Annotated in this window: 25 protein-coding genes; 12 read left to right on the top strand and 13 right to left on the bottom strand. The window is 68.3% G+C overall.

The features are described from left to right. Positions 1-10 precede the first annotated feature (10 nt). Positions 11-1,207, top strand: a complete 1,197-nt coding sequence (metB, locus tag G9V96_RS10455; protein ID WP_168582971.1) for a cystathionine gamma-synthase — start codon at positions 11-13, stop codon at positions 1,205-1,207. Between the two features lie 226 nt (positions 1,208-1,433). Here the strand turns inward: metB and G9V96_RS10450 are convergent, their stop codons facing one another. Then, on the bottom strand, positions 1,434-2,054 hold the full coding sequence (locus G9V96_RS10450; protein ID WP_168582970.1) for a superoxide dismutase: 621 nt from the start codon (positions 2,052-2,054) through the stop codon (positions 1,434-1,436). A gap of 226 nt (positions 2,055-2,280) precedes the next feature. Between G9V96_RS10450 and G9V96_RS10445 the strand changes: the two genes are divergently transcribed. The 4 genes from G9V96_RS10445 to G9V96_RS10430 all read left to right on the top strand — a co-directional run bounded on the left by G9V96_RS10445 (position 2,281) and on the right by G9V96_RS10430 (position 5,234). Next, on the top strand, positions 2,281-2,604 hold the full coding sequence (locus G9V96_RS10445; RefSeq protein WP_168582969.1) for a rhodanese-like domain-containing protein: 324 nt from the start codon (positions 2,281-2,283) through the stop codon (positions 2,602-2,604). A 5-nt stretch (positions 2,605-2,609) separates the two neighbouring features. Continuing rightward, positions 2,610-3,389 carry a sulfite exporter TauE/SafE family protein gene (locus tag G9V96_RS10440; protein WP_226913271.1) on the top strand — a complete coding sequence of 260 codons (780 nt, stop codon included), beginning with the start codon at positions 2,610-2,612 and terminating at the stop codon, positions 3,387-3,389. A gap of 115 nt (positions 3,390-3,504) precedes the next feature. Further along, entirely contained in the window at positions 3,505-4,281 is a 777-nt protein-coding gene (locus G9V96_RS10435) for an enoyl-CoA hydratase-related protein (protein WP_168582968.1), read from the top strand. Between the two features lie 53 nt (positions 4,282-4,334). Then, positions 4,335-5,234, top strand: a complete 900-nt coding sequence (locus tag G9V96_RS10430; RefSeq protein ID WP_168582967.1) for an oxidoreductase — start codon at positions 4,335-4,337, stop codon at positions 5,232-5,234. A 97-nt stretch (positions 5,235-5,331) separates the two neighbouring features. On the opposite strand, the gene G9V96_RS10425 is transcribed toward G9V96_RS10430, so the two are convergent. Then, entirely contained in the window at positions 5,332-5,790 is a 459-nt protein-coding gene (locus G9V96_RS10425; protein ID WP_168582966.1) for a hypothetical protein, read from the bottom strand. A gap of 75 nt (positions 5,791-5,865) precedes the next feature. Next, complete coding sequence (locus G9V96_RS10420) at positions 5,866-6,834, bottom strand: SDR family NAD(P)-dependent oxidoreductase (RefSeq protein WP_168582965.1); 969 nt, start codon at positions 6,832-6,834, stop codon at positions 5,866-5,868. 167 nt (positions 6,835-7,001) lie between these two features. On the opposite strand from G9V96_RS10420, the gene G9V96_RS10415 reads away from it, so the two are divergent. After that, positions 7,002-8,192, top strand: coding sequence for a zinc-dependent alcohol dehydrogenase (locus tag G9V96_RS10415; RefSeq protein ID WP_168582964.1), 1,191 nt, complete (start codon positions 7,002-7,004; stop codon positions 8,190-8,192). Positions 8,193-8,423: 231 nt separating this feature from the next. Here the strand turns inward: G9V96_RS10415 and G9V96_RS10410 are convergent, their stop codons facing one another. After that, positions 8,424-8,951 (bottom strand): hypothetical protein, encoded by a 528-nt coding sequence (locus G9V96_RS10410; protein WP_168582963.1) that lies wholly within the window; start codon positions 8,949-8,951, stop codon positions 8,424-8,426. A gap of 144 nt (positions 8,952-9,095) precedes the next feature. Between G9V96_RS10410 and G9V96_RS10405 the strand changes: the two genes are divergently transcribed. Next, positions 9,096-9,692: a helix-turn-helix domain-containing protein gene (locus G9V96_RS10405; protein ID WP_168582962.1), complete on the top strand. Its 597-nt coding sequence runs from the start codon at positions 9,096-9,098 to the stop codon at positions 9,690-9,692. 91 nt (positions 9,693-9,783) lie between these two features. Here the strand turns inward: G9V96_RS10405 and G9V96_RS10400 are convergent, their stop codons facing one another. The 5 genes from G9V96_RS10400 to G9V96_RS10380 all read right to left on the bottom strand — a co-directional run bounded on the left by G9V96_RS10400 (position 9,784) and on the right by G9V96_RS10380 (position 14,963). Further along, on the bottom strand, positions 9,784-11,178 hold the full coding sequence (locus G9V96_RS10400; RefSeq protein ID WP_168582961.1) for an ATP-binding protein: 1,395 nt from the start codon (positions 11,176-11,178) through the stop codon (positions 9,784-9,786). 48 nt (positions 11,179-11,226) lie between these two features. Then, a complete protein-coding gene (locus G9V96_RS10395; protein ID WP_168582960.1) occupies positions 11,227-12,240 on the bottom strand; it encodes an EamA family transporter in 1,014 nt (337 codons plus the stop codon). Beyond that, entirely contained in the window at positions 12,237-12,857 is a 621-nt protein-coding gene (locus G9V96_RS10390; protein WP_168582959.1) for an L-threonylcarbamoyladenylate synthase, read from the bottom strand. The genes G9V96_RS10395 and G9V96_RS10390 overlap by 4 nt, the downstream gene beginning before the upstream one ends. A gap of 178 nt (positions 12,858-13,035) precedes the next feature. Continuing rightward, a complete protein-coding gene (locus tag G9V96_RS10385) occupies positions 13,036-14,619 on the bottom strand; it encodes an acetyl-CoA acetyltransferase (protein WP_168582958.1) in 1,584 nt (527 codons plus the stop codon). Next, on the bottom strand, positions 14,616-14,963 hold the full coding sequence (locus G9V96_RS10380; protein ID WP_168582957.1) for a hypothetical protein: 348 nt from the start codon (positions 14,961-14,963) through the stop codon (positions 14,616-14,618). Before G9V96_RS10380 ends, G9V96_RS10385 begins: the two co-directional genes overlap by 4 nt. A gap of 143 nt (positions 14,964-15,106) precedes the next feature. On the opposite strand from G9V96_RS10380, the gene idi reads away from it, so the two are divergent. After that, the gene (idi, locus tag G9V96_RS10375) at positions 15,107-15,706 is read left to right on the top strand and encodes an isopentenyl-diphosphate Delta-isomerase (RefSeq protein WP_226913270.1); all 600 of its coding nucleotides are present in this window, start codon (positions 15,107-15,109) and stop codon (positions 15,704-15,706) included. A 47-nt stretch (positions 15,707-15,753) separates the two neighbouring features. Here the strand turns inward: idi and G9V96_RS10370 are convergent, their stop codons facing one another. Further along, positions 15,754-16,329: a hypothetical protein gene (locus G9V96_RS10370; protein ID WP_168582955.1), complete on the bottom strand. Its 576-nt coding sequence runs from the start codon at positions 16,327-16,329 to the stop codon at positions 15,754-15,756. Positions 16,330-16,411: 82 nt separating this feature from the next. Here G9V96_RS10370 and G9V96_RS10365 point away from each other — a divergent pair, with 82 nt between their 5' ends. Both G9V96_RS10365 and G9V96_RS10360 read left to right on the top strand, forming a co-directional pair. Continuing rightward, positions 16,412-16,750 carry a lycopene cyclase domain-containing protein gene (locus tag G9V96_RS10365; protein WP_168582954.1) on the top strand — a complete coding sequence of 113 codons (339 nt, stop codon included), beginning with the start codon at positions 16,412-16,414 and terminating at the stop codon, positions 16,748-16,750. Continuing rightward, a complete protein-coding gene (locus tag G9V96_RS10360; RefSeq protein WP_168582953.1) occupies positions 16,747-17,967 on the top strand; it encodes a prenyltransferase in 1,221 nt (406 codons plus the stop codon). Before G9V96_RS10365 ends, G9V96_RS10360 begins: the two co-directional genes overlap by 4 nt. Before the next feature lie 129 nt (positions 17,968-18,096). Here the strand turns inward: G9V96_RS10360 and G9V96_RS10355 are convergent, their stop codons facing one another. Genes G9V96_RS10355 through G9V96_RS10345 form a run of 3 tightly spaced genes read right to left on the bottom strand, consistent with a single transcriptional unit; the run spans position 18,097 to position 20,484 of the window. Beyond that, the gene (locus G9V96_RS10355; protein ID WP_210424384.1) at positions 18,097-18,876 is read right to left on the bottom strand and encodes a glycosyltransferase family 2 protein; all 780 of its coding nucleotides are present in this window, start codon (positions 18,874-18,876) and stop codon (positions 18,097-18,099) included. A 7-nt stretch (positions 18,877-18,883) separates the two neighbouring features. Continuing rightward, positions 18,884-19,432: a CoxG family protein gene (locus G9V96_RS10350; protein ID WP_168582952.1), complete on the bottom strand. Its 549-nt coding sequence runs from the start codon at positions 19,430-19,432 to the stop codon at positions 18,884-18,886. After that, positions 19,429-20,484 (bottom strand): NAD(P)H-binding protein, encoded by a 1,056-nt coding sequence (locus G9V96_RS10345; RefSeq protein WP_168582951.1) that lies wholly within the window; start codon positions 20,482-20,484, stop codon positions 19,429-19,431. The genes G9V96_RS10350 and G9V96_RS10345 overlap by 4 nt, the downstream gene beginning before the upstream one ends. Before the next feature lie 175 nt (positions 20,485-20,659). Between G9V96_RS10345 and G9V96_RS10340 the strand changes: the two genes are divergently transcribed. Together G9V96_RS10340 and G9V96_RS10335 are read left to right on the top strand one after the other, a co-directional pair. Then, positions 20,660-22,156, top strand: coding sequence for a phytoene desaturase family protein (locus tag G9V96_RS10340; RefSeq protein WP_168582950.1), 1,497 nt, complete (start codon positions 20,660-20,662; stop codon positions 22,154-22,156). Next, entirely contained in the window at positions 22,156-23,034 is an 879-nt protein-coding gene (locus G9V96_RS10335; protein WP_168582949.1) for a phytoene/squalene synthase family protein, read from the top strand. Before G9V96_RS10340 ends, G9V96_RS10335 begins: the two co-directional genes overlap by 1 nt. Positions 23,035-23,108 lie beyond the last annotated feature (74 nt).

Below are 23,108 nucleotides of genomic sequence, written 5' to 3'. Positions count from 1 at the left end.
AAGGCGACCGATGAGCGAGCACAAGCCAGCACGCGCGATCTCAGCGCTGACCCGCGGTCTGCGTACCGGAATCAACACCGACCCCGCTCAGGGTGCTGTGGTCCCTCCCATCTACACCTCCAGCACTTATGCCTTCCGCGGCCTGGGAGACAAACGCCCCTACGACTACACGCGCTGCGGCAACCCCACTCGCGACCTCCTCGGGGAAGCGATCAGCACCCTGGAGGGCGGGGCGGGAACGGCGACCGTCACCGCGACAGGCCTTGCGGCCGCTCTCGGCGCCGTGCACACCCTGACCCGCGCCGGGGATTCCGTGGTGATCCCGCACGACTGTTACGGCGGCACCTGGCGACTGTTCGACTCCCTGGCCGAGCGGGGGCACCTGAACGTGGTCACCGTCGACTTCACCGAACCGGGCCAACTCAAGGCGGCCCTGGCCGCGCAGGACACCCCCGCGCTGGTGTGGATCGAGACTCCGAGCAATCCGCTGCTGCGCCTGAGCGACATCGAGGCTGCCACTCGCGCCGCGCACGCGGTGGGGGCCAAGGTCGTAGCCGACAACACCTTCTGTTCTCCGCTGCTGCAGCGGCCGTTGGAGTACGGGGTCGATCTGGTCATCCACTCCACGACGAAGTACCTCAACGGGCACAGCGATGTCGTCGGAGGCGCGATCGTGTCCGCAACGGCGGAACTGGCTGAGGAGGTCGCCTGGTGGGCCAACGTGTTGGGTCTGACCGGAAGCCCCTACGACAGTTCGCAGACGCTGCGCGGCTTACGCACGATCGCGCTGCGGATGGCCGCGCACGAGAAGAACGCGCGAGCGGTGGCGGAGTTGTTCGCCGGGCACCCCGCGGTCGCGCACACCTACTACCCGGGGCTGGCCACACACCCCCAGCATGAGTTGGCTGCCCGGCAGCAGAACGGCTTCGGCGGGATGGTCAGCTGCGACCTGGCCGGCGGCTACCCGGCGGTCGAGGCGTTCGTGACCGGACTCGGTTGCTTCACCCTGGCCGAATCGCTGGGTGGGGTCGAGAGCCTGGTCGCCCACCCCGCGACCATGACGCACGCCTCGATGACCCCGCAGGCTCGACGGGTGGCCGGGATCGGGGAGGGGCTGCTGCGCTTTTCCGTCGGGATCGAACCTGTGGAGGATCTACTCGCTGATCTGCGCGACGCGCTGGAACGCGCGCAGGCCATTCCCGGCTGAGCCGCGCCTGCGTGAACGTCCCGGTCTGTCCCAGCACCAGCCTTGGGAGGAGAAACGGCGTACCGGCGCGGGGCCGACCTCATCCCGGCGGAACACCGCGGGACGCCGGTGACCGCGGCGCCACCCAGCCGTTGGCTGCGGGACGGCAGGGGACAGCGCCAGGGCCGGGTCACCACGTGGTGACCCGGCCCTGGCGTCGTTATCCGAAGCGGTGCTTCTGCTTCGCTCAGCCGATCAGCGGCGTGGCGCTGCGGGCGGCCTCGAAGCGGGCGGCGGCGTCTTCCCAGTTGACGACGTTCCACCAAGCCTTGATGTAGTCCGGCTTGACGTTCTGGTAGTCCAGGTAGAAGGCGTGCTCCCACATGTCGAGCATGACGACCGGGACGAAGCCGGCGGTGATGTTGCCGTGCTGGTCGGTCATCTGCTCGATGAGGAGACGCTGGCCGAGCTGGTCGTAACCGAGCATGGCCCAGCCGGAACCCTGCAGCGTCGAGGCGACCCCGGTGAAGTGGGCCTGGAACTGCTCGAAGCTACCGAAGAACTCATCGATGGCTGCGGCGAGCTCACCGGTGGGCTTGTCGCCCCCGTTCGGTGACAGGTTCTTCCAGAAGATCGAGTGGTTGGTGTGCCCACCCAGGTTGAAGGCCAGGTTGCGCGAGAGCAGCAGTGCCTTGTCGGCAATGGTGCCGTCAGCGCGAGCCTCGGCCATCTTCTCGACCGCGGTGTTGGCACCCTTGACGTAGGTCGCGTGGTGCTTGTCGTGGTGCAGCTCCATGATCTTGCCGCTGATGTGCGGCTCAAGAGCGGAGTAGTCGTAGGGCAGATCCGGAAGCGTGTACTCAGCCATAGTGTTCCTCTCGTCGACGAAAAATCGTCATCGGCAGTTGCTGAGGCCCGAGACGGAGGTCTTGAGTCCACAACTGCTTTCTTAAGCACCTTAGCCAACACCGACCGCACGTATTAATTAGGGTGCTCGCAGAATGAGACTTGCCCCATAACCGCAGCCGCGGACGGGAGTTCGGTAGTGAACCAGGCGATCATCGGCCCACACCCCCAAAACAGCGAGGAACACCATGACTGAGATCCCCCTTACCGAGTTCATGAACCAGCGCACCGCCGACACCGTTCTCGTCGACGTCCGCGAGCAGGACGAGTACGAGGAGGCCCACATTCCTGGCGTCGTGCACATCCCCCTGGGTCAGCTGTCCGCCCGCACGGCTGAGATCCCTCAGCCCAGCGGCGACGACCCGATCTACGTGGTCTGCCGCAGCGGCAAGCGAAGCCTGCAGGGCGCACAGGTGCTATCCCAGGCAGGGCTCCCGGCCGTCTCCGTGATGGAAGGCACCCTGGGCTGGATCGAGGCCGGCGGCGAGGTCCGCACCGGATCGCAGCGCTGATCGACGTGGCCTGGTGGATCGTCCCGATCGGGATGGTCCTCGGCGTGATCGTCGGTGCACTGGGCGGGGGTGGTTCGATCCTGGCCATCCCCGTCCTGGTGTACCTGCTGGGCCAGAGCCCGGCCGCAGCGACAACCGGTTCGCTGGTCATCGTCACGCTCACCTCCATTGCCGGGCTCGCCGCGCATCTGCGTTCTGGCTGCGTCCGGGTCGGCACAGCCCTGGCATTCGGGGGGTTGGGCGTCGTAGGCGCTTTTCTCGGATCGTTGGCTGCAACGCGGGTCGATGGGCAGGTACTTCTCAGCGCGTTCTGTGTGCTGCTGTTCGTCGTGGCCACCCTCATGGTGCGTCGCCGACACCGGGCGACGTGCGCCGAGCGCGCCGGGAAGGCGCCGAGCGCCCTGAGCCGGGCTCGACCACTGAGCGTGTTCGCGGCGGCCACCGGCGTGGGGGCGCTCACCGGCTTCTTCGGCGTCGGCGGCGGATTCGCCATCGTGCCGGCGTTGACGCTGGTGCTCGGCATGTCGATGCCGGTGGCGATCGGCACGTCCCTGCTGGTCATCATCCTCAACAGCGCCACGGCCCTGATCGCCCGCGCCCCCAGCCTGCCTCAGCTCGACTGGCCCCTCATCGGTGTCTTCTCACTCGCGGCGATGACGGGCAGCATCCTGGGCGCCTGGACCTCCAAACGGACGAACCGGCACACCCTGACCTTGGCTTTCGCGATCCTGTTGTACGCGGTCGCGCTCTACACCGGTGCGCAAACCATCCCGGCCTGGTTCTGACCCGCCGCGCGAGCCACGCCGCACGAGCAACCGCGAAGGACCGGCGGGGACCGGCTGCAGTCAACTACTGGACACCGCCTCGACAGTGGTCGCCAACCAGCCGATGCTGAGGGCCATGGACTTCGAGCACCTCCTCTTCGAGCGCGACGGCGCCACTACGACCATCACCCTGAATCGGCCCGCGAAACGCAATGCGCTCTCCTTCGACGTTATGACCGAGGTGCGCGACGCGCTACACGCAGCCGGAGAGTCCGACACGCTGGCGGTCGTGCTGGCCGCCAACGGGCCGGTCTTCTCGGCGGGACACAACTTCGGTGACATGGCCGGCGCCGACCTGCAGGCGGCGCGCGCATTGTTCGCCCGCTGCATCGAGATGATGGACACCATCCAGGCCATCCCGCAGCCGGTCATCGCCAAGGTGCACGCGCTGGCCACCGCCGCCGGTTGCCAGCTCGTCGCCTCCTGCGACCTGGCCATCGCGGCCGCCTCAGCCGGGTTCGCCCTGCCTGGCGGCAAAGGCGGCCTGTTCTGCACCACTCCCCTGGTCGCGGTGGCCCGCAGCATCGGACGCAAACGGGCACTCGAACTGGGGCTCACGGGGGATCCCATCGACGCGGCGACCGCTGCCGAATGGGGCCTGATCAACGCGGCGGTCCCCGACGAAGAGCTCGACGCCGCCGTCGCCGACCTGGTTTCTCGAGTCACCCGCGGCAGCGCCTACGGCAGATCCATGGGCAAGCATGCCTTCTACGCCCAGATCGAGCTGGACCAGCACAGCGCCTACGCCCTGGCGGCCGAATCGATGGCTGCCGGCGCCCTGACCGCGGACGCCCAGGAAGGGTTCGCGGCCTTCCTCGGAAAACGCCACCCGAACTTCACCAGCCGCCCCTGAACCTGCCCCACCCCGGCGCGCGCGTCGGCCGAGCGTTCGTCAGACTCATAGGTATGAGCCCCTGGAGCGCTATCGATATCCCTGATCAAACCGGCCGCGTCTTCGTCGTCACCGGAGCCACCTCGGGCCTCGGGCTGGTAACCGCTCGTGAACTCGCCCGGGCCGGGGGTTACGTCGTCCTGGCCTGTCGCAACATCGAGAAGGGCGAACAGGTACGACAGAGCATCCCCGGTGGCGACGATCACAGCGAGGTGCGCCACCTCGATCTCGCCGATCTGGACTCCGTCCACGCCTTCGCCGACGGCGTCTCGCACTGGCGCATCGAAACCCTCATCAACAACGCCGGACTGATGGCGATACCGCTGCAGCGAACCGCTCAGGGCTTCGAGATGCAGTTCGGGGTCAACGTCCTCGGCCACTTCCTGCTCACTAGCCTGCTCCTGCCGCGCTTGACCGACCGGGTCGTCTGGCTGAGTTCGCTCATGCACCGGCCCGGGCACATCGACCTCGATGACCTGAACTGGGAGCAGCGCCGTTACGACCGCTGGAAGGCCTACTCCCAGAGCAAACTGGCCGACCTGATGCTCGCCTACGAACTGCAGCGCCGGTTGGTCGCCTGCGGTTCCCAGCTACGCAGCATCGCCGCCCATCCGGGCTACTCGGCCACCGAGTTGCAGACCCGTTCACAGACGCCGATGGATGCAGTGTTCGGCCTGCTCAACAAGTTCCCCCGGATCGTGCAGCCCGCCGAGCAGGGCGCGTTGCCATCGCTGTTCGCTGCCACCGTCGCTGACCTACCCGGTGGCTCCTTCATCGGCCCCGACGGCCCGATGGAAACCCGCGGATTCCCCCGCCCGGTCGGTTCCACGGCCGCTTCGCACGATCGGGATGTGGCGGCGTCGTTGTGGTCTCGCTGCGAGGACCTCACCGACTCAGGCTCCTGGCCGCTGTGATCGGCGCTGCAGAGCCAGCCTGAGCCAGGCCGCGCGATCCCCCGACCCGAACCGGCCGCGCTGACCAACAGCGGTTGCCGCGTCGGCGTCTGAACCCTCAGTTGCGGCGGGAGTCGTTCGCCAGAACGTCCAAGCCGGCGATGGCTGCACCAAGAACCAGACCCCAGGCTGTGCGCGGGTGGGTCAGTCCGCGATCGGCCAGATAGGTCGTTCCCGCCTCGACGACGCGGTTCTCGGCGCGGTGTGCCAGCACCATGACCCCGAGAACGGCCCCGATGATCGCCACCCGGGTGGCGGGATGCTCCATCGCGCGGCTCACCTGGGCCATTCGCTCGTCCCGCTCAGTGTCCGGCAGCGGCTCATCCGCACCCAGGTAGAGCGAACCCACCAAGGAACTGCCGAGCACTACGGCGCGCGCAGCCACCCGCTGCCAGCGACGATCCAGCCACTCGGGAATCGCGGTCCAAGCAGCGGTGGTGGCCCCACCGACCAGAGCCAGCGGCAGCTGCGAACGGTTGGAAGTGGGCGTGCAGGTGGGCGCGGGTGCAGTCGTCACATCGGACACGCTAACCCCCCAGGCCACACCCGAACAGACCCCGGTAGGCGCGAACCGATCCCGGGGCGACGGACCTCAACTGCCGGGACGGTGATTCTCGTTGAACCGCGCCGAGGCTCGGGTACCTAGGACCGTCAATCCTTCCAGGAAGCCGCTGGAAAGCCGCTCGCGCGCGTCGTGCCCGCTGACTGTCTCTTCGCCGCCATCGGCGGGGGCGTTGGGGAGCAGCCTGCTCATCAGGGCGAGCGCGGCCCCGGTGGTGGCAGGCGCTAACCCGTGCACCCGCACCCCGATCTTGGTCAATGGCGACAGCAGCACGATGCCTTTGCCACGAAGGACCCCGTCCACCATCTTCGCGGCAGCCCGCTCCGCGTTCATGGACACCAACGGCAGCGACGCGCCGGCAGCGAACCAGGCGTATTCGGCCTGCGCATTGCCCACGAACCGTGCCTGCACGTGCGACCCGGTCCGCATCAAACCCGGCACGATCGTCGTGACGCTGACCCCGGAACCGGCCAGGTCTGCGGACAGCCCGCGGGTGTATCCGACCGCGCCGAACTTGGCTGTCGAATACGGCACCAGATGCGGGACGCTGATCATGCCGCCCACCGAGGTGACCACGCCCAAGCGGCCGCGGCGTCGCTGGCGCATCCCCGGCAGCAGCGCCTGCGTGAAGTTGATCGGGCCCCACAGCATCGTATTGATGGCCTCTTCGTAATGGCTGCGGTTGAAGCACTCCTGCGGCCCGACCTGGATGATCCCGGCCACGTGGATCGCCGCCTCGACCAGCCCGAGCTCACTCTCGACCTGCGTCACGACCTGTCGAAGCGAGGCCTCGTCGCGCACGTCGGCAACGTAGGGCGCGAAGTCGTAACCCCAATCGGCCATCTGTTGGCGGGCCAGGTCCAGGGTGCGCCCGTCGCGGCTCAAACCGGCGACGCGGTAGCCCCGCGCGGCGAGTTCCTTACTGACCAGCAGGCCCAACCCGCGGGAGGCGCCCGCGACCAGGGCGACGGGGCGGTGGGCAGCAGGGGTGTTCCTCATGACGCGCCTATACCCCCATCGGTGCACTCCGAACCAGGCCGCCGGCCCGCAGCACCCCGAACTTGACTCGCCTCGAGCACGGATGAGCAGCCCCCAGAGGGGTATCGAGGAAGCAAACCCACGTGACACAGCAGCTGCCCCAGCGGGCACCGGCGAGAAGGGGAACCATGAAGGCGTTGACCTGGCAAGGAACCGAGAAGGTAGCGATCCAGGACGTTCCTGACCCCATCATCGAAGAACCGACCGACGCGATCGTGCGAGTCACCTCGACCGCGATCTGCGGCTCGGACCTGCACCTGTACCGGGTGTTGAGCCCCTATCTCAAGCGCGGCGACATCCTGGGGCACGAGGCGATGGGGATCGTCGAGGAAGTGGGCTCGCAGGCCTCCTCGCGGCTTTCGGTGGGCGACCGGGTGGTCATCCCGTTCAACATTTCATGTGGTCACTGTTGGATGTGCACGCACAACCTGCAGAGCCAGTGCGAAACAACCGCCGACCATGCTCAGGACAAAGGCGGGGCACTGTTCGGGTACACCAGCCTGTACGGCTCCGTGCCTGGTGCGCAGGCCGAGTATGTGCGAGTCCCGCAGGCGCAGTACGGCCCGATCGTGGTGCCCGCCGAGGGTCATGACGAGCGCTACCTCTACCTGTCCGACATCTTGCCGACGGCGTGGCAGGGGGTGAAGTACGCCGAGGCCAGCCCGGGCCGCACCATCGCTGTGATCGGGCTGGGGCCGGTGGGACAGTTGGCCGCGCGAGCGGCCCTCTTCCTGGGTGCAGAACGGGTGATCGGTGTCGACCTCGTCGATGAGCGGCTCGCCGCCGCGCGCACGTTCGGGGTGGAGACTATCGATGCCCGCCAGGTCCAGGGCGAGGTGAGCGAGGCGATCCGGGAGCTGACCCGGGGGCGCGGCGCCGACGGTGTCGTGGAGGCCGTCGGCATGGAGGCGCACGGCAACCCCGTCGCGGAGCAGGCGATCAGCCTCGCCGGCAAACTTCCCGGCCCGTTGGCGCGCACCGCGATCGAGAAGGCCGGCATCGACCGCATCGAGGCACTACTCACGGCGATCAGGGCCGCTCGCCGCGGCGGGATCGTATCGATCTCGGGCGTCTACGGCGGTATGGCTGACCCGTTGCCGATGATGGACATGTTCGACCGGCAGCTCACGCTGCGCATGGGGCAGGCCAATGTGCGCCGGTGGACCGAGGAACTCGTGCAGATCGTTCGAGGCGAACAGGACGTCTTCGGGTTGGAGACGTTGGCGACGCACCGACCGCCGCTGCTGGAGGCACCTGCCGCATACGAGATGTTCCAGAAGAAGCAGGACGGCTGCCTGAAGGTGGTCCTCAAGCCCTGAGCAGGTCGGGTGCGCACGCCACCGCGCCAATGCTGGCGCTGGCGTTGGTCTCGCGCCCGTTCTGGCGACGGCGGCGACCAGAGCTGAAGCGCGACTGGCCGCTTCGGTGACGCCGAGGGTCGTTGCCGCCAGCGGATCTCACCGTGACAGCCTGAGCACCCCCCGAAAACTGTGCCGTCGGGCGCGGACGTGACTGCTCGTTCTGCGCATCACCCCTTGGGCGGCGAGCGTTCAGGCGAGGGCGTCTCGCCAGTAGTCGAAGGCTGCACTGGCGCGCAGGCTGTCCAGGTAGCCCTGCTCGGTATCGGGGTCGATCCACACGACGTTGCCCGCCGGGGGTGCCACCTCGGTGTGGGGGGCGTAGGAGGTGGCAACCAGCACCAGGGCGACCCCGCCCTCCCACGGCACGGACTCATCGGGACGCTGCGGGTCGGCCAGGGTCAACGGTGCACCCTTGTCCAGGCGCAGAACAGCCGCCAACGCGGCGTCCTCGGGGTCTACCTCACTGAGACCGGCCCGCACGATCGCCTGATCCTGGGCTTGGGCCGCTGCCGTCAACGCGTGACGGATGCGAGCCTGCCGGGCTTGGTCTTGGTCCAGGTGCTCATAGCCCGGAATGAGTTCGGCAAGGATCTCCCCCGGTGTGTCTGCGTGCACCGACCCGCCACCTGGCAACCCGTAGACGTGCGACCACTGCGTGCCGTCCGGTTTGACCGGCAGATACCCGCAGCAACCTGCGTGGTGGTTGACGATGCGCATGCTGCTCCTTGCGAGAACCGGCCAGGATGACCCCTCCATCATCCCCCGCGGCCTCCGGCGGCACCCACCTACCCGGACGAGATCGTGCTCTGTCCGCCGCGGCAGCTAGCGTGGGGGCTCCGCATCAGCCTGAAGGGGCATCGCATGACATCAACACCCGGGCCCGACGAGGCCGATGAGAGCCGAACTGCCTTGTCGACCCAGATCGGTCGCCGCCTGCAGCAGATCCGTGAAGCAGACGGTGCTTCCCTGGCGACCCTGTCCGAACGCAGCGGGGTCGGGCGGGCCACCTTGTCCAAGGTGGAACGGGGAACTCGCAATCCCACCTTGGACACCCTTTCCCGCGCCTCCGAAGCGCTCGGGGTGCCATTGCGCAGCCTCCTGGAGGAGTCCGGCCCCGATCAGCTCACCGACGTGCAAGCCCTCACCCAGGGCGCTGCCGTGGAGCGCCTCGGCTGCTGGGACACCGCCAAGGACCGGGTGGAGGTCTTCCGGCTGCGTATCGCTCCGGGCACGCGGAGGCTGCCCCCCGGCCGCCCTGGCACCCGCGGCTACCTGACGGTCGTGCAGGGCACTATGCGGGCAGGCTCAGCTGCCACTCCCCGTACCGTCGGCCCCGGCCATCAGATCGCCTTCGCCGCAGATCAGCCGCACGTCCTCGAACCGGTCGGCGGCCCCGCAGAATGCGTGCTCATCATGCGTCACGAACTGCCAACCCCAGAGGAGCTCGCAGACAGCTGAGGACGTTCACACCAGCGTGTCCCCCTCGCGGGAGTTGTCGCGTCGGTGCGCCCCGGTCGTGCCCTGGTGCCGCAGGTTGCGGGCAGAGCCGTCAGTCGATCAACTCTCCCGCGTTGGGTTCACCCTCCCAGGCCGCCTGCTGCTCCTGGGCCGGCTGATCCTGGCGGGGGATGATGGCGCGGGTGCAGAACCCGTTCGGCACAATCTCGATCTCCAGGTCGCCGCCGAGGGTTTCCAACCGTTCCCGCACGATCCGCAAGCCGCGGCCCTCGACGTAGCGGGGCTCCTGCCCCTCCCACTCGAACGCGGCGGCCTCGCCTTCGCGCGGCGGCGGGGCCGCGTGCTGGGTGTCTTCGACGGTGACCACGAGTTCGTTGCGCAGCCATGCCAACTGCACGGTTGCGACCGCGCCGGGACCGGCGTGGCGAACCGTGTTCGTCAACGCTTCTTGAACGGTGCGGTAAGCGGCCAACTCCCCCGTCACACCGACCCGGCCCCGTTCACCGACGATGTCCAGCGTCACCGCCAGGCCCTCGTCGCGGGCGGCGTTGATGAGCCTGGGCAGGTCCGTCAGTTGAGGTTGCGGTGACAGGTCGTGTTCAGGCGCGAGCACCTGCGCCCGCGAATCGTGGGCGAGCACTTCCTCCGGGTCGGGGTCGTCCAGAAGCGCGATCAAGGAACGGACGCGCCCCAGCGCTTCCTCACCGCGCTGCGCGATCTCGGCCAGCGCCTCATCGGCCAGCCCCGGCGCACGGCGGGTGTCGACCCGGCCCTTGTGCGCCCGGTCGATGATGTCGTCCAGGTTGCCCGCTATCGCCCCGTGAATCTCACGGGCCATCCGGGCCTGCTGTTCGACGACCGCCCGATCCAAGTGGGCGGCGTCGCGCTCACCGGCAAGGTGACGCCAGTCCTCCCCCAGACCGCGATAGTCCAAGAACATTCCTCGCCATCGCCCCACGGTCCACGCCAACAGGATGACGACCAGGCCGACGCCGCCCAAAGCGGCCCGCCACACCCACAGCCCACCGGTGGCCACGAACAACCAGGGCAGACCGAACCACAGTCGGGAAACGAGCTCGAACACCCCGGCGATCCCGACCACCAGGGCCAGCCACGTGTTGGAGCGGGCGTGCGCGGCGGCTGAACTGAGCAGCACCGGGAACAGCAGCGCACTCGGCAGCAGCGCCGCCGGTAGCGCGCCGGGCAAGCCGGTGACGCTCGGGACCAGGTCGGGGGCAGCCATCAGCAGCAGGCATGCGGCGCTGCCCAACCCGAACGCGAGCCAGGTGTGACGGATGCGCAACAGCAGCATCCCGTGCAGCAAGGCGCAGGCCACATACATCGGGTCCGGCCAGACCGGGTCGTTGACCTGCCGGATGAGCAGCACGCTGAGAACGAGCAGAGGAAGGGACAGGACGAAGCTGACAGCTTCGCCCTGACGGATAGGAATGCGTACCCCGCGCAGCGAGATTCCTCGAGCGGCCACGTTGTCAGGCTAAGGGCTGGTGCGCCGATGACCTCGCCGCCTTGTCGACTACCGCGTTTCGATGGCCGATTGCGGGGGCAACTGGTCCAGGTCCACGGGGGCTGCGGCGGCGCGGGCGTCGGCGGTTTTGACCAGTGCGGCCCCCAGCACGATGCCCACCCCGCCCAGGAGCTGGATAGGGCGCGGTAGTTCACCCAGCAGGACCCAGGCGAAGAGCACCGCGAACAGCACCTCGATGAGTGAGACGAACGAGACCACCGTCGAACCGACGATCCGGGCCCCGAGCAGACCGGTCAGGTAGGCGAACGCTGCCGCCACCACACCCAACTCCAATACCGGGATCAACGGGTTGACCTGGCGACCCAACAGCAACACCGGTTCAGTGGACCAGGTCAGCGGCAGCACTCCGATCAGCCCGAACAGCAGCAGGACCAGCGCGGCCATGGCCAGTCCGACCCCGACAGTCGCCACCGGAGGCAGATTCTCGCGCTGGGAAGCGGCGAGCACGAAGTAGACGGCAAGCATCAGGGCTGCAGCCAACCCCCAGGCCACTCCCACCGGATCGACACGCACCGAACCCGTCACATCCAACACCAGCGCCAGGCCGACCATGCTGGCGACAACTCCCAGCGTGGTCAGCAGTGATGGCGCGCGTCCGGTGCGCAACCACAACCAACCCACGATGAGCACCGGAGCCAGGTACTCCAGCAACAACGCCACCCCGACGCTGAGGTGTTGCACCGCGTTGAAGTAGAAGAGTTGCCCGAAGGCCATCGAGGACACCCCGTAGGCGGCCACGAACGGTAGTTGACGAACGAACTGACGGAACCGTCCCCGCAACTCCAGGATGCTCGGAATAGCGAGCAGCAACGCCCCGCCGGCGACCCGGACCAGAACCACCGCCCCCGGCGACCAACCCGCCTGCAGCAGAGGTTTGCCGAACGGGCCCGAGGTGGCGAAGAACGCCGCGGAGGCCAACACGAAGAGCAGACCGACCAGGGTGGAGCTACCGGCTCGGACTGGGTGTCCGGGAGGGGTGTGAACGTTGCGGCGGTTACTCATTCGAACCTGGAGGCATCTCCGGCGCCGTAGCGCAGGATCTCCGCCTCGTCACCGGAAAGGTCGACCACCGTGGTGGGTTCGGTGCCACACTCCCCGGTGTCAACGATGATGTCGACCGCGTGATCGAGCTCGTCCTTGACCACCCAGCCATCCACCAGCGGGATCTGCGAACCGGGCAGGATGAGCGTCGTCGTCAGCAACGGCTCCCCCAGCTCGGCGAGTAGCGCCTGGCTGAACGCGTCTTCGGGGATGCGCACCCCGACCGTGTGCTTCTTCGGGTGCGACAACCGCCGCGGTACCTCCGGAGTTGCCTTGAGCAGGAACGTGTACGGGCCGGGGGTAGCCGACTTCACGGAGCGGAACACCGCGTTCGAGACGAAGACGACCGACCCGAGCTGAGCGAAGTCCCGGCAGAGCAGGGTGAAGTGGTGCCCCTCCTGCAGGTGCCGGATCTGCTGCATCCGCGTTCTACCCTCGAGATTGCCCACGGTGACGCCCAATGCATATCCCGACGACGTCGGGTAGGCGATCAACGCACCTTCGCGTAGACGCTCGACGATGCGCGTGATGAGCCGCGCCTGCGGGTTCACGGGGTGAACATCGACATACCTAGCCACGAGGGCACCCTAGCCGGGGCGCACCTGCTCGTCACACCGCTAGCGTGAGCGGTTACCGCCGGCTGCGGGGAATGCCGCGGTGCGCACACCGCGATCCCGACCGCTACCGGGCGCTCGGCCGGGGCACGACGGGACGCCGTCATCTGCCGGCCCTCGGGTCCGCAGATCGGCTCGCGGCTCAGTCGACTGCGCGGACTTGGCTACGCCCGTCCTGGGTGGCGACCTCGACGCGAGCGCCGATCGGCTGCTCCGATTCCAGCAGGGCCCAGGTGGCGGGGTCGTCCCGGGTGGCAGCCAGGAAGCGTTCGTCGGTGGCGACGAGCCGCCCCACGACGATGCCGCGCCGGGCCCCGCCACGCTCGTACACCACGGTGTAGCTCTCGATCCGCGCCGGGCCGTGCGGGGCGTGGCTCAGGTCGGGAGCGGCCCAGGCATCGATCTCGCGTTGCAGGTCAGCGCTTCGGCCCGGCTGCCACGGTGCCGCAGCGCTGGAGTAGATACCGACCGAGTACTTGGACAGCACACCGCCGTTCGCCGTCACCATGCCGTAGCTGCCGGGGGCGGCACGCAGGCGGCGAACCATCTCGACCGTCGCGTGCATGGAGTAGTTGTTGCCGGGTCCGCCGAAGAAGGGCAACCCCCCGGTCACCGTGAAAGACCGGTCGGCTGCCGGGAAGAAGACGTCGACGATGTTGGAGACCGCGATGGGGAAACAGCTGTAGAGATCCACGAAGTCCAGCTCGCCCGCCTCGATGCCGGCATCCGCCAGCGCAGCCGAGACTGCCATGACGGCTGCCGGCGAGGAGGACAGATCAGCTCGTTCGAGCACATCGCGCTCTGTAACGTCGGCGTGCCCGTGACAGAAGATGAGACGTTCCTGGGGAATCCCCAACTCCAGGGCCCGCCCCACGCTGGTGAGCAAGACCGCAGCCCCTTGGTTGACCTGGTCCCGCGCGACGAGGAAACGCGGGTAAGGATCGACGATGAGCCGGTTGCGCGCGCTGGGCGTGCTCAGCTGCTCTGGGCTGCGACGCTCGGCGACCGCTGCGAGCGGGTTTGCCGCCGCTACGTGAGTGAAGGGCGCGAAGAGTTCTCCCATGCCGCGCGCGTACTGAGCTCGGGTCTGCCCTAGGCGAGCGCGGCGGGCGTTCTCGAAGAGGGCGTAGGCGGCGGGGGCGAAGTCCAGACCCAATGCGGCCAGGGCCGGTGCGGTCATGTCGTCCAGACCCTGCCCGCGATCCTGCAACTGACCGGGCGAGGTCTCGTTCCAGTTCGGTCGGCCCGCAGCCTCGTGCGGCGCGGCCCGCCAGTGGCGTGCGGAGGAGAGCGCTTCGGCGCCCGCCAAGAGCACCACATCGGCTTTTCCGGCGGCGACCTCGGCCGCAAACTCGTTTGCCAGGTGGGTCGGGGATTGCCCGCCACCGACCTCGTAGATGGCGCGCTGGGGAGCCGCCGCGATGCGGCGCGCGATCGAGCGCGGCAGATTGTCTGAGCGGCCGAGCTCGCTCGGGTGCGCCAACCCCGAATCTTCGAACAGCCGCACTGCCGCGACGACGTCGATTGCCGCCGCCAGGCGTTGAGCCGGGCCCAGCTCCTGCGCTGGGCCGGTGGCGTCGAAGAGCGCGTTACAGGCGGCGGAGCTGGCTAGCTCCGCCGGTGACTGCCCCGTGTAGTAGCTGTCGTCGACGTGTTCGGCTACCTGCCCGACTCCGATGAACACCGGCGTGCGCGGATCCAACCCGTCACCCAGCAGCGAAGTCATCGTCCGCGGTGATTCTCCGGAGGGTCGACGTCGACGATGTTGCCGGCGCAGAGCCGCTCGACGTAGCGCTCCTGCTCGACCGGACTCATCTCCACGCCGATCTCGGCCAGCCCGGCGCCGAACGCTTCGCGCATCGTGGCCGCGGAGTACACCTTGCCTGCGCCCAACTGCTCGATGAGTGCCACGAACCGTTGGGATTTGTCCGGGCCGAGAGAGTCCAGGAACTCCTGGTTCAGGTGGACCTCCACCACGCTCTCGTCCTCGTCGTGGGCTGCTTCCGGGCGGGAGGACTCGCGCTGCGCCTGTGCGTTCGCAGTGCGATCAGCATCGCTTAAGTGCGTCATGAGTCGAAGATACGCACCGGGCGGGCATTACGCGGCCTGAAAGGGGCTGCACTAGGTGGGCGGGCAGCTCCCGAGCCGGGTTAGGGTCGCTGCAGACCTGCTCCCCACCCCGGCACAGGGCATCACGTATGGACGGACCACCGGTGACCACGCATCCTCTGCACACCTCCCGGCCTGGCGACGGCCCGGCCCCGGACGATGTCGTTCTGCTCGACGATTCGGCGCGTCCCTGCGGCAGGGCCGCCCGCCGCGACGTGCACACCGAAGACACCCCGCTGCACCTGGCGTTCTCCTTTCACGCCCTGGATTCCCAGGGCCGGACCTTGCTGACCCGGCGGGCTTTGACCAAGGCGGCCTGGCCGGGTGTGTGGTCCAACGCCTGCTGCGGACACCCGCGACCCGATGAACCGATCGAGGACGCCGTCCGCCGGCGAGTCTTCGAGGAGCTGGGGGCGCAGGTGGAGACCTTGACCTGCGCCCTGCCGCAGTTTCGCTACCGTGCCGTCGATGCCAGCGGCGTGGTGGAGAACGAGGTCTGTCCAGTCTTCGTGGGTAGTCTGCGCGGGTCGGTCGACCCCGATCCCGGCGAGGTCATGGAGTACTCGTGGGCGCCTTGGGCGAGTGTGCGCGCCACGGCCGCTTCGGCTCCAGCGCTCATCAGCCCCTGGTCGGTGCTGCAGTACGCCCAGTTGCCGGCCAGCGTCGAGAATCCGCTTTTCGCCCCGGCCCCGAACCGGGGATGACGTCGTTGGGGGCTGGATCCGGTATCTGCGGCGGTAGGCACCGCGCGTCATTTACTCTCGCGCTCACCCACCCACAACCGCACGATGCCCATGGCAGCAGCGCCGAGACCGCCTGCCGCGATGTCGGTCATGGTGTCTGCGTACGGGATGTGAATCCGGGGGTCCACCCACGTGTGTCCTGCCCATTCCAGCAGTTCCCAGACGTAGCCCAGCGCCAGCCCGAGCGCGATGCTCACTCCCAGCAGGGCCAGTGCGGCCCGCGACGGCTGCGGGTATCCCCGCACCACCCCGGCGGTGCGGGCGATGGTCAGCGCCAGGTGGGCGACCACGCCACCGGCAGCGAAATGCACGGCCAGGTCCAGCCCGGGCACCCGGGCGTACAGGTCGAGAATCGCGAACCAACCCGCAGCCAGCAGCACCGCCCCGCCGGCTGGGTCGGCCGAGGACGGAACGTCCCGCAGCCGCAGCAAGGCCAGGCCGAGCACGACGAGGGCGAACAGCGGTGTGGCCACCCAGCCGAACCGCAGGGGTGCGCAGATCGCGCTGCACAGACCGAGCAGGCGCAGTACGTCGCCGGCTCGGGTCCAGCGATCTGTGGGCCGGTGCCACCAGGGTGTATCCATCGGTCTCATCTTCTCCGATCGATGGGGCGCTGATGCCAGGGGCCGTTCGGTTCCATATCCGGACCAGTCGCGGAGGTCACTCGTGAGCTATACCTACCTGGCGGCGTTGACCGTCTCGATCCTCGGTATGGGCCTCATCGATCATCGGTGGAGGCTGGCGCTATTCCGTGACGCAGGCGCCGCGTTCATCGTTCTGGCCGCCGGAGTAGCGCTTTTCCTGGGCTGGGACCATGTGGGCTTGCGACTAGGTCTGTTCTTTCGCGCGGACGGTCCGTACATGACCGGGTTGCAGCTTGCCCCTGATCTGCCCGTGGAGGAGTCGGTGTTCCTGCTGTTGCTCTCCTACTCGGCGCTGGTGCTGTACACCGGCGCGCTGCGTCTGCTTTCGGGTCGCGTCCGGCACCACGAGCGGGCCGTATGAGCGCCGGGGCGTGGACGTTCTCGCTGGTGAACGTCATCTTTCTAGGGGCGGCCGGTACGGCGTGGGCGGTTGCCGCCCTGACCTGCCGCGGGCGCGGCCAGGCGCCGAGTTGGAAAGCGGCCGCGGCTGCCTTCGCGGTGCTGGCGCTGCTGACTGCGGTCTTCGACAACCTCATGATCAGCGCCGGGCTCTTCGACTACGACACCTCCAAGCGACTGGGGCTTGTGCTGTATCGGGCGCCGATCGAAGATTTCGGATACCCCCTGGCCGCCGTGGTGCTGCTGCCCGCGCTGTGGCATCTGTTGCAGGGGCGAACGCAGCGGCGCGCAGCCACCGGCGAACGCGCCACCGGTTCCCGGCTCTGGCAGGTTGTGCTCGCTTCTCGGCCGCTGAGCTGGGTGAACACGGCCTTCCCGTTCGCGGCTGCCTACCTGTTCACCACCCGAGAGGTCGATGCCCGGCTCCTCGTGGGTACAGCCTTCTTCCTCATCCCCTACAACCTGCTCATGTACGGGGTCAACGACGTTTTCGACTACGAGTCGGACCGTCGCAACCCGCGCAAGGGTGGCGCCGAGGGGGCGCTGCTGGATAAAGGTCTGCACCGGTTGACGCTGGTCTGCGCGATCGTGGTTCCGCTGCCGTTCGTGATCTGGTTGGTGGCGCTGGGCTCGCTGCGCGCGGCCCTGGTGCTGCTGGTGGTGTTGTTCGCCGTCGTGGCGTACTCGGCGCCGCGGTTGCGCTTCAAGGAGCGGCCGGTGCTGGATTCGGCGACGTCCAGCACCCACTTCGTCGGACCGGCCCTCTACGGCTTCGTGCTGGCGGGCGCTCAGTTGGGCCCTGCGCACGCGCTGATCCTGGGGGCGTTCTTCTGTTGGGGGATGGCCAGCCAAGCCTTCGGCGCGGTTCAGGACGTCACCGCAGACAGGGCCGGTGGGTTGGCCTCGGTCGCGACGGTGTTCGGCGCGGCTCGCACCGTCCGGCTGGCGTTGACGCTGTGGACGCTGGCCGCGGTATTACTGCTGTTGACCCCGTGGCCGGGGCCGGTCGCCGCCGTCCTGGTGGTGCCGTATATGGCGCTGGCCTGGCCCTACCGCACCGTCTCCGACGAGCACAGCGAACAGGCCAACGCAGGCTGGCGCCGCTTCCTGGGCGCGAACTACGCCGTCGGCGCGGCCCTGACCCAACTGCTCATCGGGTTGTGGCAACTCAACGCTTGACCCGGCGCCGGGTGTGAGCGGTGGCGAGCACCACTGCCGTTACGTCGGCGCTGCCGCCACGGCTGCCCTGACACCCTGTCCGGCGAATCCGCGAGCGCTCTGCACCTCGGCGCTGACAGCGCCACTGGCTCAGCGTTTCCGGTGCGACGCGGGCCGAGGTAGTCCAGCCGGGCGGCGGCGTCCCGTCCAGCGGGCCAGCCAGCGCTGCCCCGGCCCGGCCCACGCCCACCCCAGGCGCAGGGTCCGAGCGGCCAGGACGAAGCGGTGCCGTGACGCCGCCCAGGAGTGGAACATGCGCCCGCGCACGCCGACCCGCAAGGCCGGGTCGAAGTCGATACGCGCGGTGGGGCCCAGCGCCAGACTCAAGTCGAGGTCGTCGTGCACGCCGGGGTCGCTACGGTGCACCCGCGGCGCAACCTGGCGCCACGCGCTGGTTCGAAGGGCCATGTTCGATCCCCACAGCGGCACATTCGCCCCGGCCGCGCCGGCCGCGCCGAAATACCCGGCCGCGTAGAACGCCCACGCAAGTCGGCCCGCTGCCGCGGGCATGTCGACGAAGCGCCCCGGCCCGGTGAGCCCGACCAGGTCGGGGTGGGTCTCGAACCGGGCCGCGATGCGCTCGATCCAATCCGGCGGAACCCGGGTGTCGGCGTCGCAGCGGGCGATCACCGACGCCTGGCAGGCGTCGTAACCGGCGGCCACCGCGGCCGGGATCCCCCGGCGTGGCTCGAACACCACGCGGGCACCGGCGGCCGCGGCGATGCTGACGGACTCGTCACGGCAGCCGTTGTCGACCACGATGATCTGCTCCGGCACCCGCGTTTGTCGCCCGAGGGCCGCCAAGCACTCGGCGAGTTCGGCGGCGTCGTCCAAGACCGGGATGACAACCGCGACCGTCACCGCTGGCATGACGTGATCATCGACGCCGAAACGCCCTACCGAAGGAACGCCCGTAGGAGGCAACCAGCCCCGGCAACACATTGCGCCCGATGTCCAGCGGTGCGTCGTCCCCGACGTCCTCGCCCTCGACCTCACCGGCCATCCGTTGCAGAAAACGGTGCACCAGCGGTTCCGAGATGCGTTGGGCCAAACCGCCGCCGAGGTCAGCCGGCGAGCCGTACACGTTGATCAGGGTGTCCAGATGCACGAGCGTGCCGCCCGGCGAAGTGGCCGTCAACTGCAGTTCGACGGCCATGTCCGCACGTCCGAAGCCGTGCTTCTCGCCGCCGCTGGCCTGCAGCGCGGCACGGCCGTTCTCGGCGTCACGCAGCGTCATCTCCCCCTCGCCCTCATAGGTGAGGGTGAACGGGCCGACCTTTGTCGTCAGATGCCCGGTGAAGTCGTCACCGTCCACCGAGGTGACTGCGGCACCGGGGAAGCAGCGGCCGATCTTGCGCACGTCCATGAAGGCGGCGAACATCGCCTCCGGCGTGGCCGAGACGGTCTGGGTATGGGACAGCTTCATGAAGTCTCCGGTCCCAACAGCAGCCCGCCGAGCCCACTGTCATCTCTCATGGGTCGCCCGCCGACGAGGTCGATGCGCCCACCTGCCCACGCCGGGTCGCTGGGCCAGGAACCCATCGGATCGAGATCGGCCGGGTCGCTCTCGCGAGGAGCTCGGGTCAACGCTCGGGTGATTGCCTGTTCGAGCCCCATCATGCGGTACCCGGTCGGCATCAGATCGCGGCGGAAATCCGTCTCCGCGCAGACCATGTCGTGGTGCAACGATTCGATGAGCGACTCCACCGTCGATGACGGGACGTCGGTGAACATCCCGGCGAGCATGCCGACCACCCGATCGGGCACCAGCGGCAGCGGCATCTGCGGGCGCTGCAATCCGCTGATCCGGGCGTACAGGCGCAGCAGCTTGGCGTAACTCATGCGCTCCGTACCGCCGATGTCGTAGCTGCGTGTGCGCGGCGCTACCTCGATAGCTCGAAGGAGCGCTTCCAGGGCATCGACCACAGCGATGGGTTGCACGTCGGAGTTCATCCAGGTCGGCACGGTCTGAATCGGCAACCGTTCGCTGATCTGGCGAACGATCTCGAACGAGGTCGACCCGGCGCCGATGATGATCGCGGCTCGCAGCGCCAACGTCGGCACACCGCTGGCGCGCAAGATCATCTCTACCTCCAGGCGCGAGGAGATGTGATCGGAGAGATCCGTCAGGGCTACCGGAGGAACGAGACCGGTGAGGTAGACGATGCGTTGCACCCCGGCAGCTTTGGCTTCCTCGGCCACAATCCGGGCGCTCTGGCGGTCCTTCTGCATGAAGTCGGCCTTGGCCATGCCGTGCACCAGGTAGTACACGGCGTCCATGCCCTGCATCGCTTCCCGAACGTCGCGGGGGTTGAGCACGTCCATCTTCACCGCGTCGACCTGCGGTCCCCACCAGAACGATTGGGCGCGGGTGACGTCGCGGCTGAACGTGGCCCGGACGCGATGGTTGCGTTTGAGGAGCTCCGGTACGAGCCGGGCCCCGATGTATCCCGATGCGCCGGTGACGAGCACGTTCATCGAACACCGACTCTGCACGAGTTGTGGTTCATATCGGCCAGCCTAGGCGGGCTGCTCGTGTCCGGCGAGCGATGCACCGGCCCTTCGGGTTAGCGTGAAGCATGCCAGCAACCGCCCCCCACCGTGGAATTTCCACCGTCGACGGGCAGCGCCTTTCACTGCGCCGGACCCGTTCATGACCCGCGTCGCCGTCATCGGTGCCGGCCTTGCCGGCCTGTCTGCAGCCTGCCACCTGCGGGGCCGCGGCCACGACGTCGTTCTCCTGGAACGCGAAGCGATTCCGGGCGGACGATCCGGTCGGGTCAGCCGCGCCGGGTACACCTTCGACACCGGGCCGACCGTGATGACCATGCCGGATCTGGTTCAGGATGCGCTGCATGCGGCCGGGTCCAGCCTGGAAGAGCTGCTGCCCATGCGACGAATCGACCCCGGCTACCGGGCCCGATTCGCCGACGGCAGCGAGATCATGGTCCGTTTCGGTCACGACGCGATGCGCGAGGAAATCGCCCGCACCTGCGGCAGCTTGGACGCTGCCGCGTTCGATGAGTTCGTCCCTTGGTTGCGCAAGCTCTACCGCACCGAGATGCCGAACTTCATCGACAAGAACTTCGATTCCCCGCTGGACCTGCTTTCGGCGCCGGTGGCCGCCGCCCGTCTGGTCGCCCTCGGCGGCTTCGGTCGACTCGGGCCGCGTATCCGGCGCTGGTTCCGTGATGAGCGACTGCACCGGCTCTTCACCTTTCAGGCGATGTACGCCGGGCTCCCACCCGAATCTGCACTGGTCATCTACGCCGTCATCACCTACATGGACTCCATCGAGGGGGTCTGGTTCCCCGAGGGCGGGATGGGTGCCATCCCGGTGGCCATGGCCACCGCCGCGCAGCGGGCCGGGGTGGACATCCGCTACAACAGCACCGTCGAACGGATCGTTCGCAGCGGCGGGCAGGACAGCCCTGTCACCGGTGTGGTGTTGCAGGGCGGGGAGAGGATCGATGCCGACGCCCTGGTGTGCACCCTGGACCTACCGGTGGCCTACGAGAAACTCCTGCCTGAGCTGGAAGCGCCGCGGGCGGTCCGCAAGGGCACGTATTCGCCGTCGGCCGTCGTCTGGCATGTCGGGGCCAACGGCATGCCCGCAGAGGGCATCCACCACCACAACATCCACTTCGGCAAGGAGTGGAACCCGGCCTTCGACGCGCTGATGAAGCGCGGCACCCTCATGCCCGACCCCTCCAGGCTGGTATGCGTTCCCTCCCTGAGCGAACCGTCGCTTGCAGCCCCAGGGGGCTCGACGCTGTATGTGCTGGAGCCCGTGCCACACCTGGGCGGCAAGGTCGACTGGACCCGCGAGGCGGAGCCGATGCGGGAGCGGCTGCGCACCTTCCTGGCTGCTGAGGGCTACCCCACCGATGTCGTCGCGGAGGAGTACTTCACGCCGTTGGATTGGCGGCGGCTCGGGATGGCGCAAGGCACGCCCTTCGCGCTTGCGCACACCTTCGCCCAGACCGGCCCGTTCCGGCCCTCTAATGTCGAGCGGCGCGTCCCCGGGTTGTTCTTCGCCGGGTCCAGCACGATCCCCGGCGTGGGTGTGCCCATGGTCTTGGTGAGCGGGAAGCTGGCTGCTGACCGCGTGGATTCCTATCGGGCACGTTCGGCTGCTGGGGGTCGCTGATGGCTGGTTTACCCTCCCCTGAACCTTCTTCACCCCCGCGTGAACTACTCGCCGCGGGTTACCGGCAGGCCCGGGAAATCACCTGGAAGTATGGGACGACCTATTTCTGGGGCACGGCGTTGCTCTCCCCGCAGCAACGCTGCCACGTCTATGCGGTGTACGCGCTGTGCCGACTGGCCGACGACATCGTCGATGCCCCCGGCGCGACCGTGGGCGACACCAGCGCCACCAGAGCGGGACTGACCCAGTTCGCGGCCCAGGTCGATCGCGCCGTCGAGGGCGGCCCCACGCAAGATGCGTTGCTGGCCGCCATCGGGCACACCATCCGGCACACCAACATCGAGAAGGAATGCCTGACCCGCTTCTTCGATGCCATGGCACTGGATCTGTCCCAGCACACCTACCGGACGTGGGAAGACCTCCTTGCCTACATGGAGGGCTCGGCGGCCGTGGTCGGGGAGATGATGCTGCCCGTGCTGCGCCCGATGGCTCCTGGGGCCAGAGAACCGGCCCGCGCCCTCGGCTTCGCGTTCCAGTTGACGAATTTCCTTCGGGATGTGGGCGAGGATCTCGAACGCGGCCGCGTGTACATCCCGCAGGAGGATCTCGAGCGGTTCGACGCAGACCCTGCCCGGCGTGAGGTCACGGCGCAGTGGCGCGAGTTGATGGCCTTCGAGATCGCCCGCAACCGCAGGCTCTACGCGCAAGCAGACACGGGGATCCCACTGCTGCCCACTCGATCAGCCCAGTGCGTTGCGACTGCGCGCGCGTTGTATTCGCAGATTCTGGATCGCATCGAAGCCAGCGACTACGACGTCTTCTCGCAACGGGTTCGGGTACCGACCTGGCGCAAGGCGCTGACCGCGGCCTCAGCCTGAGGCTGGCCGCTGCCCTCCGATTCAGCGACGGGCCGGGCCGACGATCACTGCGTTCCGGGCCGCGAGGTCCCGGC

Origin of the sequence: Gephyromycinifex aptenodytis (assembly GCF_012277275.1) — a bacterium.
Classification (GTDB): domain Bacteria; phylum Actinomycetota; class Actinomycetes; order Actinomycetales; family Dermatophilaceae; genus Gephyromycinifex; species Gephyromycinifex aptenodytis.
This window is presented reverse-complemented; position numbering and strand designations above follow the sequence as displayed.

Bases quoted from the DNA above. Each gene is read 5' to 3' on its own strand.
- metB (WP_168582971.1), top strand. From the start codon at position 11: ATGAGCGAGCACAAGCCAGCACGCGCGATCTCAGCGCTGACCCGCGGT.
- G9V96_RS10450 (WP_168582970.1), bottom strand. From the start codon at position 2,054: ATGGCTGAGTACACGCTTCCGGATCTGCCCTACGACTACTCCGCTCTT.
- G9V96_RS10445 (WP_168582969.1), top strand. From the start codon at position 2,281: ATGACTGAGATCCCCCTTACCGAGTTCATGAACCAGCGCACCGCCGAC.
- G9V96_RS10435 (WP_168582968.1), top strand. From the start codon at position 3,505: ATGGACTTCGAGCACCTCCTCTTCGAGCGCGACGGCGCCACTACGACC.
- G9V96_RS10430 (WP_168582967.1), top strand. From the start codon at position 4,335: ATGAGCCCCTGGAGCGCTATCGATATCCCTGATCAAACCGGCCGCGTC.
- G9V96_RS10420 (WP_168582965.1), bottom strand. From the start codon at position 6,834: ATGAGGAACACCCCTGCTGCCCACCGCCCCGTCGCCCTGGTCGCGGGC.
- G9V96_RS10415 (WP_168582964.1), top strand. From the start codon at position 7,002: ATGAAGGCGTTGACCTGGCAAGGAACCGAGAAGGTAGCGATCCAGGAC.
- G9V96_RS10410 (WP_168582963.1), bottom strand. From the start codon at position 8,951: ATGCGCATCGTCAACCACCACGCAGGTTGCTGCGGGTATCTGCCGGTC.
- G9V96_RS10405 (WP_168582962.1), top strand. From the start codon at position 9,096: ATGACATCAACACCCGGGCCCGACGAGGCCGATGAGAGCCGAACTGCC.
- G9V96_RS10395 (WP_168582960.1), bottom strand. From the start codon at position 12,240: ATGAGTAACCGCCGCAACGTTCACACCCCTCCCGGACACCCAGTCCGA.
- G9V96_RS10385 (WP_168582958.1), bottom strand. From the start codon at position 14,619: ATGACTTCGCTGCTGGGTGACGGGTTGGATCCGCGCACGCCGGTGTTC.
- G9V96_RS10380 (WP_168582957.1), bottom strand. From the start codon at position 14,963: ATGACGCACTTAAGCGATGCTGATCGCACTGCGAACGCACAGGCGCAG.
- G9V96_RS10370 (WP_168582955.1), bottom strand. From the start codon at position 16,329: ATGGATACACCCTGGTGGCACCGGCCCACAGATCGCTGGACCCGAGCC.
- G9V96_RS10360 (WP_168582953.1), top strand. From the start codon at position 16,747: ATGAGCGCCGGGGCGTGGACGTTCTCGCTGGTGAACGTCATCTTTCTA.
- G9V96_RS10355 (WP_210424384.1), bottom strand. From the start codon at position 18,876: ATGCCAGCGGTGACGGTCGCGGTTGTCATCCCGGTCTTGGACGACGCC.
- G9V96_RS10350 (WP_168582952.1), bottom strand. From the start codon at position 19,432: ATGAAGCTGTCCCATACCCAGACCGTCTCGGCCACGCCGGAGGCGATG.
- G9V96_RS10345 (WP_168582951.1), bottom strand. From the start codon at position 20,484: ATGAACGTGCTCGTCACCGGCGCATCGGGATACATCGGGGCCCGGCTC.
- G9V96_RS10340 (WP_168582950.1), top strand. From the start codon at position 20,660: ATGACCCGCGTCGCCGTCATCGGTGCCGGCCTTGCCGGCCTGTCTGCA.
- G9V96_RS10335 (WP_168582949.1), top strand. From the start codon at position 22,156: ATGGCTGGTTTACCCTCCCCTGAACCTTCTTCACCCCCGCGTGAACTA.